General features: G+C 69.4%; 15 protein-coding genes and 1 tRNA gene. 10 read left to right on the forward strand and 6 right to left on the reverse strand.

Annotated features, from left to right (window positions below):
* Positions 1-28: 28 nt before the first annotated feature.
* On the reverse strand, positions 29-1057 hold the full coding sequence (gene tsaD, locus KF708C_RS07080; protein ID WP_059411302.1) for a tRNA (adenosine(37)-N6)-threonylcarbamoyltransferase complex transferase subunit TsaD: 1029 nt from the start codon (positions 1055-1057) through the stop codon (positions 29-31).
* A gap of 185 nt (positions 1058-1242) precedes the next feature.
* On the opposite strand from tsaD, the gene KF708C_RS07085 reads away from it, so the two are divergent.
* From KF708C_RS07085 to dnaG, 4 genes are all read left to right on the forward strand, one after another.
* A complete protein-coding gene (locus KF708C_RS07085; RefSeq protein WP_059411303.1) occupies positions 1243-2517 on the forward strand; it encodes an NAD(P)/FAD-dependent oxidoreductase in 1275 nt (424 codons plus the stop codon).
* Between the two features lie 133 nt (positions 2518-2650).
* A complete protein-coding gene (rpsU, locus tag KF708C_RS07090; protein ID WP_017226050.1) occupies positions 2651-2863 on the forward strand; it encodes a 30S ribosomal protein S21 in 213 nt (70 codons plus the stop codon).
* Positions 2864-2969: 106 nt separating this feature from the next.
* Positions 2970-3419 carry a GatB/YqeY domain-containing protein gene (locus KF708C_RS07095; RefSeq protein WP_020200878.1) on the forward strand — a complete coding sequence of 150 codons (450 nt, stop codon included), beginning with the start codon at positions 2970-2972 and terminating at the stop codon, positions 3417-3419.
* 275 nt (positions 3420-3694) lie between these two features.
* Positions 3695-5509 carry a DNA primase gene (gene dnaG, locus KF708C_RS07100; protein ID WP_059411304.1) on the forward strand — a complete coding sequence of 605 codons (1815 nt, stop codon included), beginning with the start codon at positions 3695-3697 and terminating at the stop codon, positions 5507-5509.
* A 109-nt stretch (positions 5510-5618) separates the two neighbouring features.
* Here the strand turns inward: dnaG and KF708C_RS36635 are convergent, their stop codons facing one another.
* A complete protein-coding gene (locus tag KF708C_RS36635; RefSeq protein ID WP_029043164.1) occupies positions 5619-5984 on the reverse strand; it encodes a hypothetical protein in 366 nt (121 codons plus the stop codon).
* Between KF708C_RS36635 and rpoD the strand changes: the two genes are divergently transcribed.
* Both rpoD and KF708C_RS07115 read left to right on the forward strand, forming a co-directional pair.
* Positions 5983-8286: an RNA polymerase sigma factor RpoD gene (gene rpoD, locus KF708C_RS07110; RefSeq protein WP_231401529.1), complete on the forward strand. Its 2304-nt coding sequence runs from the start codon at positions 5983-5985 to the stop codon at positions 8284-8286. The genes KF708C_RS36635 and rpoD overlap by 2 nt on opposite strands.
* Before the next feature lie 35 nt (positions 8287-8321).
* A tRNA-Ile gene (locus tag KF708C_RS07115) sits at positions 8322-8400 on the forward strand.
* 284 nt (positions 8401-8684) lie between these two features.
* Here KF708C_RS07115 and KF708C_RS07120 read toward each other — a convergent pair.
* Together KF708C_RS07120 and KF708C_RS07125 are read right to left on the reverse strand one after the other, a co-directional pair.
* Complete coding sequence (locus KF708C_RS07120; RefSeq protein WP_059411305.1) at positions 8685-9152, reverse strand: hypothetical protein; 468 nt, start codon at positions 9150-9152, stop codon at positions 8685-8687.
* Positions 9153-9230: 78 nt separating this feature from the next.
* A complete protein-coding gene (locus tag KF708C_RS07125) occupies positions 9231-10139 on the reverse strand; it encodes a LysR family transcriptional regulator (RefSeq protein ID WP_059411306.1) in 909 nt (302 codons plus the stop codon).
* Positions 10140-10248: 109 nt separating this feature from the next.
* On the opposite strand from KF708C_RS07125, the gene KF708C_RS07130 reads away from it, so the two are divergent.
* Together KF708C_RS07130 and KF708C_RS07135 are read left to right on the forward strand one after the other, a co-directional pair.
* Positions 10249-11115 carry an NmrA family NAD(P)-binding protein gene (locus KF708C_RS07130; protein ID WP_059411307.1) on the forward strand — a complete coding sequence of 289 codons (867 nt, stop codon included), beginning with the start codon at positions 10249-10251 and terminating at the stop codon, positions 11113-11115.
* Between the two features lie 439 nt (positions 11116-11554).
* The gene (locus tag KF708C_RS07135) at positions 11555-13126 is read left to right on the forward strand and encodes a DEAD/DEAH box helicase (protein ID WP_020200850.1); all 1572 of its coding nucleotides are present in this window, start codon (positions 11555-11557) and stop codon (positions 13124-13126) included.
* A 126-nt stretch (positions 13127-13252) separates the two neighbouring features.
* Here KF708C_RS07135 and gluQRS read toward each other — a convergent pair whose 3' ends face one another.
* Together gluQRS and KF708C_RS07145 are read right to left on the reverse strand one after the other, a co-directional pair.
* A complete protein-coding gene (gluQRS, locus tag KF708C_RS07140) occupies positions 13253-14164 on the reverse strand; it encodes a tRNA glutamyl-Q(34) synthetase GluQRS (RefSeq protein WP_059411308.1) in 912 nt (303 codons plus the stop codon).
* A gap of 28 nt (positions 14165-14192) precedes the next feature.
* Positions 14193-15116 carry a LysR family transcriptional regulator gene (locus KF708C_RS07145; RefSeq protein ID WP_020200848.1) on the reverse strand — a complete coding sequence of 308 codons (924 nt, stop codon included), beginning with the start codon at positions 15114-15116 and terminating at the stop codon, positions 14193-14195.
* A 150-nt stretch (positions 15117-15266) separates the two neighbouring features.
* Here KF708C_RS07145 and KF708C_RS07150 point away from each other — a divergent pair, with 150 nt between their 5' ends.
* On the forward strand, positions 15267-15965 hold the full coding sequence (locus KF708C_RS07150; protein ID WP_020200847.1) for a pirin family protein: 699 nt from the start codon (positions 15267-15269) through the stop codon (positions 15963-15965).
* A gap of 202 nt (positions 15966-16167) precedes the next feature.
* Positions 16168-17160 (forward strand): CobD/CbiB family protein, encoded by a 993-nt coding sequence (locus KF708C_RS07155; protein WP_020200846.1) that lies wholly within the window; start codon positions 16168-16170, stop codon positions 17158-17160.
* Positions 17161-17168: the final 8 nt, after the last annotated feature.

Here is a 17168-nt window from a genome sequence, read left to right on the forward strand (position 1 = left end):
CGCCGGCGGCGCGCCCGGGTGCCTGCGGCTACGCCGGCAGGCGGATGTCCGACAGATCCCAGCGCGGCGTCACGCCGTAGCCGTAGTCGTGCCGCGCCAGCTCCGGCGCGGCCTGCAGGCGCATCGCGCCGGCGAAGGCGATCATCGCGCCGTTGTCGGTGCAGAACGCCAGGTCGGGGTAGTGCACCTCGATCTTCTTCTGCGCGGCGAGCTGGTCGAGCCGCTCGCGCAACTGCCGGTTGGCGCCCACGCCGCCGGCCACCACCAGCCTGCGGTGCCCGGTCTGCTTGAGCGCGGCCATCGACTTGGCGGCCAGCACGTCGACGATGGCGTCCACGAACGCGCGCGCGAGGTTGGCGCGGTCCTGCTCGCAGACGTTGCCCATCTTGCGGGTTTGCGTCAGCACCGCGGTCTTGAGGCCGGCGAACGAAAAATCCAGGTTGCCCGAATGCAGCATCGGCCGTGGCAGCGCGTAGGCGCCGGGCGTGCCGAACTCGGCCAGGCGCGAGACTTCCGGCCCTCCCGGATAGCTCAGGCCGAGCAGCTTGGCGGTCTTGTCGAACGCCTCGCCGGCGGCGTCGTCGAGGGTCTCGCCGAGCAGCGCGTAATCGCCGATGCCGCGCACTTCCATCAACTGCGTGTGGCCGCCGGAGACCAGCAGCGCGACGAACGGGAACGGCGGCGGATCGCGCGTGAGCAGCGGCGACAGCAGATGGCCTTCGAGGTGATGCACGCCGAGCATCGGCACGTCGAGGGCAAAGCCGAGCGCGTTGGCGACCGAGGCGCCGACCAGCAGCGCGCCGGCCAGGCCGGGGCCCTGCGTGAACGCGATCGCGTTGATGTCGGCGCGGGTGCGGCCGGCCTCGCCGAGGACCTGCCGCAGCAGCGGCAGCACGCGGCGGATATGGTCGCGCGAGGCGAGCTCGGGCACCACGCCGCCGTAGTCGCGGTGCATGGCGATCTGCGAATGGAGCGCGTGCGCGAGCAGGCCGGCCGTGGTGTCGTAGAGGGCCAGGCCGGTTTCGTCGCAGGAGGATTCGATGCCGAGGACAAGCATGGGAACAGGCAGCGCCGGCCCGGAAGCGGGCCGGCAAATCAATCGGTTGGCGCCGGCGCGCGGGCCGTCCGGCCGGCGCGCTGGCGCAAGGCCAGCAGGGTAGCACAGCGGCGCCGGCCCCGCCTTCCGCGGCCTTTCGCCGCCTTTTCGCTACAATCGCCGCTTCTTCAGCAGGCAGGACGGACATGAGCAGCAGGCACACCACGGGAGCCGCGCCGGGCGGCGCGCGCGCCGCGCGCTTCGACGTGGCGGTGCTCGGCGCCGGCGCCGCGGGCATGATGTGCGCCGCGGTGGCGGGCCAGGGCGGCGCCAGCGTGGTGCTGGTCGACCATGCCACGCGGCTGGCGGAGAAGATCCGCATCTCCGGCGGCGGCCGCTGCAACTTCACCAACCTGCAGGCCGGGCCGGCCAACTACCTGTCCGCCAACCCGCACTTCTGCCGCTCGGCGCTGGCGCGCTACACGCCGCAGGACTTCCTCGGCCTGATGCGGCGCCACGAGATCGACTGGCACGAAAAGCACCGCGGCCAGCTGTTCTGCAACGACAGCGCCGAGCAGGTCATCGAGATGCTGCGCGCCGAGTGCGGCGCCGGCAACGTGGCCTGGCGCACCGGCTGCGGCGTGGAGGAAGTGCGCCGCGAAGGCGACGACTTCCTGCTGGCGACCACGCAGGGGCCGATCCGCGCCGGCGCGCTGGTGGTGGCCACCGGCGGCCTGTCGATCCCCAAGATCGGCGCCACCGACCTCGGCTACCGCATCGCCCGCCAGTTCGGCCTGGGCATGGTCGAGACGCGCCCCGCGCTGGTGCCGCTGACCTTCGACGGCCAGGGCTGGGCGCCGTTCGCGCCGCTGGCCGGGGTCTCGATGGAGGTCGACATCGCCACTGGCAGCGGCAAGGCCGCCGGCGCCTTCCGCGAAGACCTGCTGTGGACCCATCGCGGGCTGTCCGGCCCCGCCGTATTGCAGATTTCCAGCTTCTGGCGCCCCGGCACGCCCATCGCCATCGACCTGTTCGACGGCGCCGACGCCAGCGACTGGCTGCTCGAGCACAAAGGCACCAGCCGCAGGCACCTGGCCAACCTGCTGGCCGAGCGCCTGCCGGCGCGGCTGGCCGATGCCTGGTGCGCGGCGGCGGGCCTGAACGGCGCCCAGCCGCTGCACGACATGCCCGACAAGGCCCTGCGCCGGCTCGGCGCGGCGCTCAACCGCTGGGAACTGGTGCCGTCCGGCACCGAGGGCTACCGCAAGGCCGAGGTCACGCTGGGCGGGGTGGACACGCGGGCATTGTCGTCGGCCACCATGATGGCGCGCGCGGTGCCGAACCTCTATTTCATCGGCGAAGTGGTCGACGTGACCGGCTGGCTGGGCGGCTACAACTTCCAGTGGGCCTGGGCGTCCGGCGTGGCCGCGGGCCGCTCTGTGGCGGAAATGGCACGCGCGTCCGCGCCGGCGGCGCCATAGCCCCGATAGGGGGATTTCCTGCAATGCGGGCTTGACAAAAGCTGTGATAGACTTGGCGTTTTCGTAAAACCCTCGCAAGACCGCTCAACCGCTGCGTTCATCCGCGGCACTGCCACTGCTACTTATTTCAGCAATGACTACCATCCGCCTTAAAGACAATGAGCCGTTTGAAGTCGCCATGCGTCGTTTCAAGCGCACCATCGAAAAGAACGGCTTGATCACCGAGTTGCGGGCTCGCGAGTTCTACGAAAAACCGACGGCCGAGCGCAAGCGCAAGAAGGCCGCTGCCGAGAAGCGCCACTACAAGCGCATCCGCAGCCAGATGCTGCCGAAGAAGCTGTACTGAACGCTGCTTCGTTCTTCGCATCAGAACCCGCTGTGGGCAAGGCTCCGGCGGGTTTTTGCATTGGCGCCCGCGTGGCGCCCCGCATCACTATTTCTGGAAGATAGCCATGTCCCTCAAAGCCCGTATCAGCGAAGACATGAAGGCCGCCATGCGCGCCCGCGAGTCCGAGCGCCTCGGCACCATCCGCCTGCTGCTGGCAGCCATCAAGCAACGGGAAGTGGACGAGCGCATCGAGCTCGACGACGCCGCCGTGCAGGCCGTGATCGACAAGCTGATCAAGCAGCGCAAGGACTCCATCAGCCAGTTCCAGCAGGCCGGCCGCACCGACCTCGCCGACAAGGAAAGCGCGGAAGTGGAAGTGCTCAAGGTCTACATGCCGGCAGCCCTGTCCGACGCCGAAGTGGCGGCCGAGGTGCAGAAGGCCGTGGCCGAGAGCGGCGCGGCGGGCCCGCAGGACATGGGCAAGGTCATGGCCGTGCTCAAGCCCCGCCTGGCCGGGCGCGCCGACATGACCGCGGTGTCCGGCCTGGTCAAGGCCGCGCTGGCGCCGCGCTGAGCGTACGCCGGCGCCTGCCGGTGATTGTCGGTGATTGCCGGTGACGGGTGGCATGGGTTTCGCGGGCGGCCTTTGCGCCGCCCGCCGGCATGAAAGTCTGTCTTGCGCTGCTTTCGCCGGACATCCCTCACCGGAACTGCCTGCAATCCGTTGCGTCTGCACTACAATGTATTGTTAGGGACCGGGAAAGCGCAGTTCCGGTCACGCCTTCCAACACGATCATATCGCCGCCGCCCGCCCCCGACGGGCGTTCCGGCACGAGGACGACAAGCCGGGTGATTCCGCAATCCTTCATTCAGGACCTGCTCAACCGTGTCGACATTGTCGATGTGGTGGGCAAATACGTGCAGTTGAAGAAGGGCGGCGCCAACTTCATGGGGCTGTGCCCCTTCCACAACGAGAAGTCACCGTCCTTCACCGTGTCGCCGACCAAGCAGTTTTACCACTGCTTCGGGTGCGGCGCGCATGGTTCCGCCATCGGCTTCCTGATGGAGTATTCCGGGCAGTCCTACCCCGACGCCGTGCGCGAGCTGGCGCAGTCGGTCGGCCTGTCGGTGCCCGAGGAGCGCGACCGCCTGCCGCCGGCCCAGCGCGCCGAGCAGCAGGCGCGCTCGCTGGCGCTGTCCGAGGCCATGACGCGCGCCACCGATTTCTACCGCAAGCAGCTGCGCGGCGCCCCGCAGGCGGTCCAGTACCTCAAGGGCCGCGGGCTGACCGGCGAGATCGCGGCGAATTTCGGGCTCGGCTACGCGCCCGACGACTGGCAGGGCCTGGAAGCCGTGTTCGGCAGCTACCGCGACGACGCCATCGCCGGCCCGCTGGTGGAAGCCGGCCTGCTGATCGAAAGCAGCGACAAGCGCGACGCCGACGGCAAGCCGCGCCGCTACGACCGCTTCCGCGACCGCATCATGTTCCCCATCCGCAGCACCAAGGGCCAGGTCATCGGCTTCGGCGGGCGGGTGATGGGGCAGGGCGAGCCCAAGTACCTGAATTCGCCCGAAACGCCGCTGTTCAGCAAGGGCACCGAGCTGTACGGCCTGTTCGAGGCCCGCCACGCGATCCGGGAAACCGGCTACGTTCTGGTGGTCGAAGGTTATATGGACGTGGTGGCGCTGGCCCAGCTCGGCTTTGCCAACGCGGTGGCCACGCTCGGCACCGCGTGCACGGCGGTGCACGTGCAGAAGCTGCTGCGCCAGACCGACGCCGTGGTGTTCTCGTTCGACGGCGACGCCGCCGGGCGCCGCGCCGCGCGGCGCGCGCTGGAAGCGTGCCTGCCCTATATCGCGGACAACAAGACCATCCGCTTCCTGTTCCTGCCCGCCGAGCACGACCCGGACAGCTACGTGCGCGAGCAGGGCACCGATGCCTTCGCCGCGCAGGTGCGCGATGCGATGCCGCTGTCGCGCTTCTTGCTGCAGGTGGTGGCCGAAGGCCAGGACCTGCGCCAGCCCGAAGGCCGCGCGCGCGCCCAGTACGAGGCCAAGCCGCTGCTGCAGGCCATGCCGGCCGGCGGGCTGCGGCTGCAGATCGTGCGCGAGCTGGCGGACGCCACCGGCACCACGCCGGCCGAGATCGAGGCGGTCTGCGGCCTGGTCAGCGACCCGGCGCGGGTGGGCCGCTTCGCCCAGCCGCGGCCGCGCGCCAAGCGCCAGGCGCCGACCGGGCTGGAGCAGCGCGTGCTGCAGCTGCTGATGTGCTATCCGCAGTTGTCGGCCCGGCTCGACGCCGACAGCCGCGTGCTGCTGCTCGAGGACGAGCAGGCCGGCGCCGAGGTCCTGACGCACCTGGTGTCCGCCTGCGACGAACTGCGGGGCGAGGTGAACTTCGCCGCGTTCAGCGAGCACCTGGCGCAGTCGCCCCACGCCGAGGTCTACGCCAATGTGCGGGCCGCGGTACTGCGCGAGGAGATCGAGGAAGAGCCGGCGGGGCAGGAATTCGAGGCGGCCATCGCCAAGCTGCTGGCCGAGCCGCTGCGGCGCGAGCTCGACGGCCTGCAGGCGGCGGTGATCGCCGGCACGGCCGACGAGGCCGCCAAGAGCCGCATGCGCTGGCTGGTCAGCGAGATCAACCGCCGCCGGCAGCTGGGCTGAAGGCTGGCCCGGCGCGCGGCGCGAGGTGCGCCGCAGCGGGCATGGCGGTGGATTTGTGAAGCAGAGATGGAGGCTTGGCCCGGCGGTATTGAGCTTAAGCCTTGATTTTTCAGGTGAAAACCTCACCTGTTGGGAAGCCGGCTAGCTGCAACGTGCTACAATAGCCGGTTTGGATAGCGAAATCTTTCTCTCCAGTTCTGGTGAAAGTGAGCGTGCCAATGGCAAAGGCCAAAGCAACCGAAAAGGTTTCCACTAAAGCTCCCCAAGCGGGGAGCGGCAAGGCGTCCGTGAAATCAACGGCGGCTGCGAAGTCAGCCGCGTCAGTCAGGACGCCCGCCCAGCCTGTGCCAGCTAAGACCGCTCGGAGCGCCAAGGCGCCCGCAGCGAGCACTTCCTCCGGAACCCGTCTATCCGAAAATTTGAGGCCCTCGACTTCGGCACGCGAGAGCGGCAATAGCGCCAATGCAAGCGGCATGCACGCCGCATCTGTACCAGTGAAAGGCAAGAGTATCACCGTGGCGAAACAGCAGATTACCGAAGTCGAGAGCAAGCGAACGGCAGCGACCAGCGCCAAGACCGGAACGGCCAGGACGGCCGCCGCCGCGTCGGAGGCCAAGGCGCCCGCCACCACTTCCGCCCCCGTTGCATCCGAGCGTCCCGCCGCTCCGGCAGTCAAGCCGGAGCCGAAGAAGCGTGGCCGCAAGCCCAAGGCCGGCATGCAGCACGACGACAGCACCACAGACGACGTGACTGAAGAGCTTTACGAAGACGATATGCCCGCGGCAGCACCCGTTGCCACCGCGGCGCCCAAGACCGAAAAGCAGAAAGCCCGTGACCGCAAGGCCAAGGAAAAGGCCCTGCTCAAGGAATTCGCCTCGACCCAGCAGGGCACCGAGGAAGAACTGGAAGCGCGCCGCCAGAAGCTCAAGGCGCTGATCAAGCTGGGCAAGTCGCGTGGTTATCTGACCTACGCGGAAATCAACGATCACCTGCCGGACGACATGGTCGATTCGGAGACGATCGACACCCTGGTCGCCACGCTCAACGACATCGGCATCGCCGTCTACGAACAGGCGCCCGACGCGGAAACCCTGCTGCTCAACGACAACGCACCGTCGGCCACCAGCGAGGAAGAAGCCGAGGAAGAAGCCGAGGCCGCGCTGTCCACGGTGGACTCCGAGTTCGGCCGCACCACCGACCCCGTGCGCATGTACATGCGCGAAATGGGCACGGTGGAACTGCTCACGCGCGAAGGCGAAATCGAGATCGCCAAGCGCATCGAAGCCGGCCTGAAGGACATGGTCATGGCGATCTCGGCTTGCCCGGTCACCATCTCCGAGATCCTGGCCCTGGCCGAGCGCGTCGCCAGCGACGAGATCAAGATCGACGAATTCGTCGACGGCCTGATCGACCCCAACGCCGAAGACGTGCCCGCCGCCGCCAGCGCGCCGGTCGCGGCGGCCGCGGCCGACGATGAGGACGTGGAATCGGACGACGACGAGGAATCCGACGAAGACGAGGACGACGATGCCGGCGGCCTGGCCGCCTCGGCCCGCCAGCTCGAAGAACTGAAGCAGGCCGCGCTGGAGAAATTCCGCGTGATCGCCGAGCAGTTCGACAAGATGCGCCGCTCGTTCGAGAAGGAAGGCTACAAGTCCAAGGCCTACGTCAAGGCCCAGGAAGCCATCCAGGCCGAACTGATGAGCATCCGCTTCACCGCGCGCAACGTCGAGCGCCTGTGCGACACGCTGCGCGGCCAGGTGGACGAAGTGCGCAAGCTCGAGCGCTCCATCCTCAAGATCGTGGTCGACAAGTGCGGCATGCCGCGCGCGGACTTCGTCGCCCGTTTCCCGGGCAACGAGACCAACCTCGACTGGATCCAGACCATCATCGACGACGGCAAGGGCTACAGCACCATCGTCGAGCGCAACGTGCCGGCCGTGCACGAACTGCAGCAGAAGCTGATCGACCTGCAGGCGCGCGTGGTGCTGCCGCTCAAGGAACTGAAGGACGTCAACCGCAAGATGTCCGAAGGCGAGAAGCGCGCCCGCGAAGCCAAGCGTGAAATGACCGAGGCCAACCTGCGCCTCGTGATCTCGATCGCCAAGAAGTACACCAACCGCGGCCTGCAGTTCCTCGACCTGATCCAGGAAGGCAACATCGGCCTGATGAAGGCGGTGGACAAGTTCGAATACCGTCGCGGCTACAAGTTCTCCACGTACGCCACGTGGTGGATCCGCCAGGCCATCACCCGTTCGATCGCCGATCAGGCGCGCACCATCCGCATCCCGGTGCACATGATCGAGACGATCAACAAGATGAACCGCATCTCGCGCCAGATCCTGCAGGAAACCGGCAACGAGCCGGATCCGGCAACGCTGGCCGAGAAGATGGAGATGCCGGAAGACAAGATCCGCAAGATCATGAAGATCGCCAAGGAACCGATCTCCATGGAAACGCCGATCGGCGACGACGACGACTCCCACCTGGGCGACTTCATCGAAGACACCAACACGCTGGCCCCGGCCGAGGCGGCGCTGCACGGCTCCATGCGCGACGTCGTCAAGGACGTGCTGGACTCGCTCACGCCGCGCGAAGCCAAGGTGCTGCGTATGCGCTTCGGCATCGAAATGAGCACGGACCACACGCTGGAAGAAGTCGGCAAGCAGTTCGACGTCACCCGCGAACGGATCCGCCAGATCGAAGCCAAGGCACTGCGCAAGCTGCGCCACCCGAGCCGCTCCGACAAGCTCAAGAGTTTCCTCGAAGGTAGCTGACCGGAGCGCGCCCAGCGCGCCGGTCTGACTTTCCAGGGCCTCTAGCTCATGCCTGGTTAGAGCAGCGGACTCATAATCCGTTGGTGCCGTGTTCGACTCACGGGAGGCCCACCAATGTGCCAAAGGGTTTGCGGGGTAATGCCTGCAAACCCTTTGTCTTTTGTGTTTGCCATGCAGGCAAATTTCCCTGGCGGCGCGGCACGACAGGCCCGGGGATGCAAGCACTGCACGGGCAACGGCATGCCGCGCCGGATGGCGACCTGAATTCAAGAAGGCGCTCGCCGTAGCCGGCCCAGATGGTCGCCCGCACGTTCACAACAGAAAGCGGTTGCTCCCTCGCTCGCTCTCCGAGCCGTGGCGGAGAAGCCGGGGCTCGGCAAGCACGGCAAGCCCCCCGCCTACAACCTCTGCGCCGCCGCCAGCCCGATGATCTTCTCCCAGCGCAGCGCTTCCTTGCGGCTTGCCATCGGTATGTCCCAGCGGGCTTGCGCATTGTGCTCCAGCGCCAGGCCCAGCATCCACGTGCCGCCGTTGTCCGCTGCCGCGGCGCCGGCGATGTCCGCGAACAGGAATTTCGCCTGCTGGCCGCCGAGGTCGAGGTAGCCGCGCTTGTTGTCGGCTTCGATGCGCAGGCTGCCCCACGATCCGGCCACGGCCACGATGCGTTCGCCGTCGACTTTCCTGCCGTGGATGGCGCGGTAGCGGCGCAGCAGGCCGGCGGCCAGCGCGGCCAGCAGCGCCGCGCCGGCGGCGACGGCCGCGGCGCCGGCGAGCGGGCCGGACAGGGCGGCCACGGTGGCGTAGAGGCGGACCGCGCCGTAGATGAGGGCGCCGATCAGGGCGAGGCCGGCGAGGATGAATGGCACGTCGTTAGTCCTTCTGGAGCGGCGGGGGTGGAAGCCGGGACGTCGATTATGCCGCCGCCGCTTGGCGCGCGCAGCGCGCTAGCGCTCGCACAATGACGCCACGAAGTCGATGAAGGCCCGCGCCTTGGCCGGCAGGTGGTGCCGCGACGGGTAGAGCGCGTACAGCGGGAAGCGCTCGTCGGGCCAGTCGGCCAGCACCGGCACGAGCCGGCCTTCGGCCAGCAGGCTTTCGGCGCCGAGCTGGAGGATCTGCGCGATGCCGTGCCCGGCCATGCACACGCTGTGCATGGTGCCGACGTCGTTGACGGTCAGCCGGCCTTTGGCCTGGATCAGGATGCGCTCGTCGCCGCGATGGAATTCCCACTGGAAGGGCCGGCCGGTCTCGGGGTCGCGGAAGTGGATGCACGCATGGGCGCCGCTTTCGAGGTCGGCCGGCGTGGCGGGCGCGCCGTGCCGCTTGAGGTAGGACGGCGCCGCCACGGTCAGCACGGGGATGTCGAGCAGCTTGCGCGCCACCAGCGTGGAGGCGCGCGGAAAGCCGAAGCGGAAGGCGAGGTCGAAGCCGTCGCCGATCATGTCGCCGAGGTTGTCGCGCGTGACTAGGTCGAGCGTGAGGTCGGGATGGCCTTCGACGAACGCGCCCAGGCGCGGGGCGATCACCAGCCGCGAGAAGAGCGGGTCGATGTTGACGCGCAGCCGGCCGCGCACGGCGCTCACGCCCTTTGCCGCGGAGGCGGTGGTTTCTTCGAGCTGCGCCAGCAGCGGCAGCATTTCCTCGTAGAAGCGGCGGCCGTCGTCGGTCAGGGTGACGGAGCGCGTGGTGCGGTCGAACAGGCGGATGCCGAGTCGCGCCTCGAGCCGCGCGATGGCGCGGCTGACGCCGGACTGCGTCATGTCCAGCGTCTCGGAGGCGCGCGCGAAGCCGCCGTTGTCGACCACCGCCAGCAGCACGCCGATGCCGTCCAGGATGCGCTCGTCGAAGCTCATCGATGCTCCGCAGTCATCAATCAAGTGCCGGTCATGTTATCGCGAAATCCCGCGCCGCCGACCACAATCCAGTCACCGCGGCAGGCGCCGCAACCGACCGGAGATGACGATGTTTGCTGTGACTGGGATTACCGGACAAGTGGGTGGCGTGCTGGCGCGCGCGCTGTTGTCCGCGGGCAGGGACGTGCGCGCGGTGGTGCGTTCGGAGCACAAGGGTGCCGAGTGGGCCGCGCAGGGCTGCGAGGTGGCGCTGGCGGACATGGGCGACGCGCAGGCGCTGCGGGGCGCGTTCAGTGGCGCCGAGGGCGTGTTCGTGCTGCTGCCGCCGGTGTTCGATCCGTCGCCGGACTTGTCGGAGTCGCGCCGCGTGGTGGCGGCGCTGCGCGAAGCGCTGCTGGCCGCCCGCCCGCCGCGCGTGGTGTGCCTGTCGACCATCGGCGCGCAGGCGAGAGAGCCCAACCTGCTGCAGCAGCTTTCCCATATGGAGCGCGAGCTGGGCACGCTGCCGGTGCCGGTGGCGTTCCTGCGCGCGGGCTGGTTCATGGAGAACGCGCAGTGGGACATCGAGCCGGCGCGCGCGAGCGGCGTGATGGCCAGCTTCCTGCAGCCGCTGGACCGGCCGGTGCCGATGGTGGCGACCGCCGACGTCGGCCGCGTCGCGGCGGAGCTGCTGCAGCAGACCTGGGAGGGCACGCGCGTGGTGGAGCTGGAAGGCCCGCGCCGCGTCACGCCGCTGGAGCAGGCCGCCGCGCTGGCGGCGGTGCTGGGCCGCGAGGTGCGGGCGCAGGTGGTGCCGCGCGACACCTGGGAAGCCCTGTTCCGCGCGCAAGGCATGAACAATCCCCTGCCGCGCATGCAGATGCTCGACGGCTTCAATGCCGGCTGGATCCGCTTCGAAGCCGCCGAGGCGGATACGCGCAAGGGCACGGTGCCGTTGCAGACGGTGCTCGCGTCGCTGGTGGAGCGCGCGCAATAAGCGTGCGGCATGCCGACGCCGGTAAGCGGCAAGCGCGCGATGGGGCCGATGGGGCGCGGATGGCGGCGCCTGCGTGTCGCCATCGGGCGCTTCAGCGCGCGCGGCACGGCTTCGCTCTTCTGCGCCGCGCGCTGTACCGCGCCCGCGCCGGGCTGCCTGGCCCGCTGACACGCGCCTGAAATCCGCCTTGCCTAGACTGCCTGATACGCCACACCCGCACTACCCATCCGAGGGGCTCTGGTGCTACAATCTAAGTCTTTGATTTACATGAGCTATTGATCTCGCGGGAGAATTCCCCCGCGAAAGGCACTGGCAGCGCGGCAAGCGGCGGCGATGATGTCGTCCGGCCGGGCCCCGAATCCATGCGCAGATCTACCCCGCTCGGTTCAAGACGCGTGTCCGTTGGCGCCGGGTTCGCCTATTGCAAGACACGGAAACCATGACGACTACGACCACCGAGACCGCCGGCCAGACCACCTCAGCCGACCAGACCACCCCAGAGATCACCTTCGACAGCTTCGGGCTCGACGCGCGCATCCTGCGCGCGCTGACCGAGCAGGGCTATACCAAGCCCACGCCGATCCAGGCGCAGGCGATTCCCGTGGTGCTGCTGGGCAAGGACGTGATGGGCGCGGCCCAGACCGGCACCGGCAAGACCGCCGGCTTCGCGCTGCCGATCATCCAGCGCCTGCTGCCGCTGTCGAGCGCCAGCGCGTCGCCGGCGCGCCACCCGGTGCGCGCGCTGATGCTGACGCCCACGCGCGAGCTGGCCGACCAGGTCTACGACAACGTGGCCCGCTACGCCAAGCACACCGACCTGCGCAGCACGGTGGTGTTCGGCGGCGTCGACATGAACCCGCAGACCGAGGCTCTGCGCCGCGGCGTGGAAATCCTGGTGGCCACCCCGGGCCGCCTGCTCGACCACGTGCAGCAGAAGTCGGTGAACCTGTCGCAGGTGCAGATGCTGGTGCTCGACGAGGCCGACCGCATGCTCGACATGGGCTTCCTGCCCGACCTGCAGCGCATCATCAACCTGCTGCCGGCGCAGCGCCAGACGCTGCTGTTCTCGGCCACCTTCTCCGCCGAGATCAAGCGCCTGGCGTCGAGCTACCTGCGCCAGCCGGTCACGATCGAAGTGGCGCGCAGCAACTCGGCCAACGAGAACGTGCGCCAGTCCGTGTTCCAGGTCGAGGACGGCTACAAGCAGGCCGCCGTGGTGCACCTGCTGAAGAAGCGCGCCGGCGAAGGCCTGTCGCGCCAGTGCATCGTCTTCGTCAACAGCAAGATCGGCTGCTCGCGGCTGGCCCGCCACCTGGAGCGCGAAGGCATCAACGCCGCCGCCATCCACGGCGACAAGACCCAGACCGAGCGCATGCAGACGCTCGAAGGCTTCAAGCAGGGCACCATCGACGCGCTGGTCGCCACCGACGTGGCGGCGCGCGGTCTGGACATCCCCGACATGCCGTGCGTGATCAACTTCGACCTGCCGTTCAGCGCCGAGGACTACGTGCACCGCATCGGCCGCACCGGCCGCGCCGGCGCCAGCGGCGACGCGCTGTCGATCTACGTGCCCAGCGACGAGCGCCTGCTGGTGGACATCGAGAAGCTGCTCAAGCGCAGCATCCCGCGCGGCACGCTCGACGGTTTCGATCCCACCGGCTCCCGTGCCCGCGCTGACGAAGGTGAGCGCCGCCGCGGCCGTCCCGATGGGCGTGCCGATGGCCGCACCGACAGCCGCACCGACGCGCGTGCCGATGGGCGCGCCGACGTGCGCCGCCCCCGCAACGGCGACGACGGGGAGCCGCGTCCGCGCCGGCACGACCCGGCCAGCTCGCGCAATGCGTTCCGTCCGTCCGACGACCCGTTCTTCTCGCGGCCCTACGAGCCGAGTGGCGGCGCCGCCGCGCAGCCCGAGGCGGTGGACAACAATGCCGCCGCGTTCGGCCGCGGCCGTCCCGCGCCGAAGCGCCCGCTCGCGGCCCTGCTGGGCGGCGTGCCGCGCAAGTCCTGATCCGCCGGGGTGCGCCGCGCCCACGCGAGCCGCATCTGGCCTGACACGGCCGGTCTGACACAACCGGCGAGCACATCCAGCAAGCACATCCGGCGAGGCCCGCGCGCAGCGGGCCGCCGGCCAGTCTCAGTCGTTCCGGCGCAGCCGTCCGAGCAGCGCCTGCCATCCGGCCGTCGCCTCGGCCAGCCAGCTTTCCACCGCATCCGCTCCGCTCGCCAGGCCCAGGTGCGCGCCCGCCGCGCGCAGCGCGTCCAGCGGCGCCATCGCGTCGACGGGCTCGGCGCCGCTTTGCTTGCTGAGTTTTTCCCCGTCGGCGTTGGTCACCACCGGCACGTGCAGGTATGACGGCGTGGGCAGCCCGAGCAGATGCTGCAGGTGGATCTGGCGCGGCGTGGAGTCGAGCAGGTCCGCGCCGCGCACGACGTGCGTGATGCCCTGCTGCCCGTCGTCCACCACCACGGCAAGCTGATAGGCCCACAGGCCGTCGGCGCGGCGCAGCACGAAATCGCCGACCTCGGTGGCGAGGTCCTGGCATTGCCGTCCCTGCCAGCGGTCGTCGAAGCAGATCACGGCGGCGTCGCCGTCGGGCACCCGCACGCGCCACGCGCGCGGCGGCTTGCCGTGCAGGCCGTCGCGGCAGGTGCCGGGATAACCGAGCGTCTGGTGGCGTTCGCGCGCGTGCAGCAGCGAGTCGGCGATCTCCTTGCGCGAGCAGCCGCACGGGTAGGTGTGGTGGCCGGCGTCGAGCCGGCGCAGCGCCTCGGCATACAGCATCTCGCGGCGGCTCTGCCACTGCGGCGGCTCGTCGGCATGCAGGCCGAGGCGCGCCAGCGTGTCCAGGATCTGCCGGTCGGCGCCGCGCACGCAGCGCGGGTAGTCGATGTCTTCGATGCGCACCAGCCAGCGGCCGCGGTGCGAGCGCGCGTCGAGCCAGCTGGCCAGCGCCGTGACCAGCGAGCCCATGTGCAGCGGGCCGGTGGGCGAGGGCGCAAAGCGGCCGCGGTAGCCGGGCGCCGGGTCCGGAGCTTGGAACGTCATCGGGGTGCGGGCGGAAGGGCGGCGGCGGTCAGTCGGGTTGTCCCGGCAGCTGCTGCAGCAGTGCCTGCGCCAGGCGCGGGTCCTCCAGCTTGCTGGCCCACCATTGCAGCGCCTTGCCGCGCGTGCTGGTGCGCCAGGCCACCTTGAAGTTGCCGGGCGCGCGCACCTCGAGCGTCTCGCGCGCCTGCAGCACGCCGCTTTCGATGAAGGGCTGCGCCATCGGCGCCGGCAGCCAGCCGCAGCCCAGGCCGCGGATCTGCGCCTCGAGCTTGTCGCGCATGGTGGGCACCACCAGCACGTCCTGCCCGGCCAGCACGCCGTGCGTGCGCGCGGGCAGGTTGCGCGAGGTGTCGCCCACCGCCACGATGCGGTGCTTGGCGATCTGGATGGTGGTGAGCGGGCCGGCCTCGCTGGCCAGCGGGTGATGCGCGGCCACGGCGAAGACGAAGGGCATGGTGCCCAGCGGCCGCACCTGGAAGCCCTGCGTGCTGGGCGCGTCGTAGGCGCCGCCGATGACCACGTCGGCGCGGTTGCTGACCAGCGCGTCCCAGGCGCCGCCCAGCACTTCCTTGGCGAAGCGCAGCCGGGTGGCGGTGTTCTCGGCGTAGAAATCCTGGATCACCGGCAGCAGCGCGCGGAAGTTGATGAGGTCGTCCACCACGATGGTCAGCGTGGCTTCCCAGCCGGTGGCCAGGCGCTTGACGCGGCGCGCGAGGTCGTCGGCGGCGTGCAGCAGGTGGCGGCCTTCGTCGAGCAGGGCGCGCCCGGCCGGGGTCAGCTCGGCGCGGTGGCGGCGGCGGTCGAACAGCAGCACGTCGAGGTCTTCCTCGAGCTTGCGCACCACGTAGGTCAGCGCCGAGGGCACCTTGCCCATCTCGTGGGCGGCCGCGGCGAAGCTGCCCTTGCGCTCGATGGCGTCCAGGACTTCCAGGGATTCTAGTGAGAGAGCCATGTTCAGAAATTCTGAATGAATGCTACTAAGATCGTCCTGCCCAATATACTCCTGCCGCCATAAACTGCCTAGCATCGAAACGTAATGCAAGGCAGGAACTCGGTCTTTGTGAGTTTTCCCGCCGATGTGGCCTCAAGGAGGGCCGTCAAAATGATTGAAATCAGAAAGGCGGGCGAACGCGGATATGCCGACCACGGCTGGCTCCAGTCTTACCACAGCTTCTCCTTCGCGGACTACTACGACCCGCAGCACGTCCAGTTCGGACCGCTGCGCGTGATCAACGAGGACCGCGTCGCGCCGGGCATGGGCTTCGGCACGCACGGCCACCGCGACATGGAGATCATCAGCTACGTGCTGGAAGGCGAACTGGCCCACAAGGACAGCATGGGCAACGGCAGCGTGATCCGCCCGGGCGACGTGCAGCGCATGAGCGCCGGCACCGGCGTGCGGCACTCGGAGTACAACCACGCGGCGCACGACACCACGCATTTCCTGCAGATCTGGGTGCTGCCGGAGCAGGCCAACCTGCAGCCCGGCTACGAGGAAAAGCACTTCGAGGCCGCCGACAAGCGCGGCCGCCTGCGCCTGGTGGGCAGCCGCGACGGCGCCGACGGCTCGGTGGTGGTCCACCAGGACATGCGCCTCTATGCCGGCCTGTTCGACGGCGACGAGTCCGCCACGCTGGCGCTGGCGCCGCAGCGGCGCGCCTATGTGCACGTGGCGCGCGGCCGCGTCACGGTCAACGGCCGCGCGCTCGAGGCCGGCGACGCCGCCAGGATCGAAGGCGAGGACGCCGTGAGCCTGTCCGGCGGCAGCGGCGCCGAGGTGCTGGTGTTCGACCTGCCCTGAGGCCCGGCGCGCGCCTCGCGCCTGTCGCGCGCCTCGCGCAACAGGCGCGCCCGGCAAGCCCCGCAGCCCGCCATCGTCGCGGCGGCCGCGCGGGGCTTTGTCTTGGCGGGTTTGCCGTGTGCTATCTTCTCGCTATAGATAAGCGCCCGGGCCGGCACATGCCGCTCCGGGCGCGCCCAGGCCTACGACCCCCAGACCAGAGATGACTTTTGTATCCGTTCTCCTCGCGCTGATCGCCGAGCAGTTCCGTGCCCTGGGCCGCAACAATCCGATCTACGACATCGTGCGCGTGCTTGCCGAGCGCGCCGAGCATGCCTTCGACACCGGCCGCCCGCGCGATGCCGCGCTGGCCTGGTGCACCGTGGTGCTGCCGCTCACGCTGGCGGTGGTGATCGTGCATTACCTGCTGGCGTCCATCAGCGTGGCGCTGACGCTGGCATGGAACGTCCTGCTGCTCTACCTCACGCTGGGCTTTCGCCAGTTCAGCCACTTCTTCACCGACATCCACGAGGCCCTGAACCGCGACGACCTGCCGCGCGCGCGCGCGCTGCTGCACCAGTGGACCGGGCTCGACACCGTGGAGATGCCCGTCACCGAGATCGTGCGCCACACGCTGGAAGCCGCCATCGTGGCGGTGCACCGGCATGTGTTCGGCGTGTTCTTCTGGTTCCTGGTGCCGATCGGCCCGGGTGGCGTGGTGCTGTACCGCATCGCCGAATACCTGGCGCGCCACTGGAACCTGCCTTCCACCGAGCGCAGCCCGGCGCTCGGGCGCTTCGCCGCGCGCGCGTTCTACCTGCTGGACTGGGTGCCGTCGCGGCTGACCGCGGTGGGCTTTGCCATCGTCGGCAATTTCGAGGACGCGGTCTACGCCTGGCGCAACCACGCGCGCAAGTGGAACGATGCCGTCAACGGCATCCTGCTGGCCAGCGGCGGCGGCGCGCTCGGCGTGCGCCTCGGCGTGCCGCTGGCGGAAGAGGATTCCGCCGTGGTGCTGCGCATCAGCATGGCCGGCCCGGCGGTGGACTACGCCCCCGGCATGGAGGACGACAGCGAGCCCGAGCCGGCCGCGCCCGAGTTCGGCGCCGAGCCGGGCGTGCGCACGCTGCAGTCGGCCATCGGCCTGGTGTGGCGCGCGGTGGTGCTGTGGATGCTGCTGCTGGCGATGCTGTCGCTGGCGCTCTGGGTGGGCTGAGCCAGCTG

The sequence above is a fragment of the Cupriavidus basilensis genome (genome assembly GCF_000876015.1).
GTDB classification, from domain to species: Bacteria; Pseudomonadota; Gammaproteobacteria; order Burkholderiales; family Burkholderiaceae; genus Cupriavidus; species Cupriavidus basilensis_B.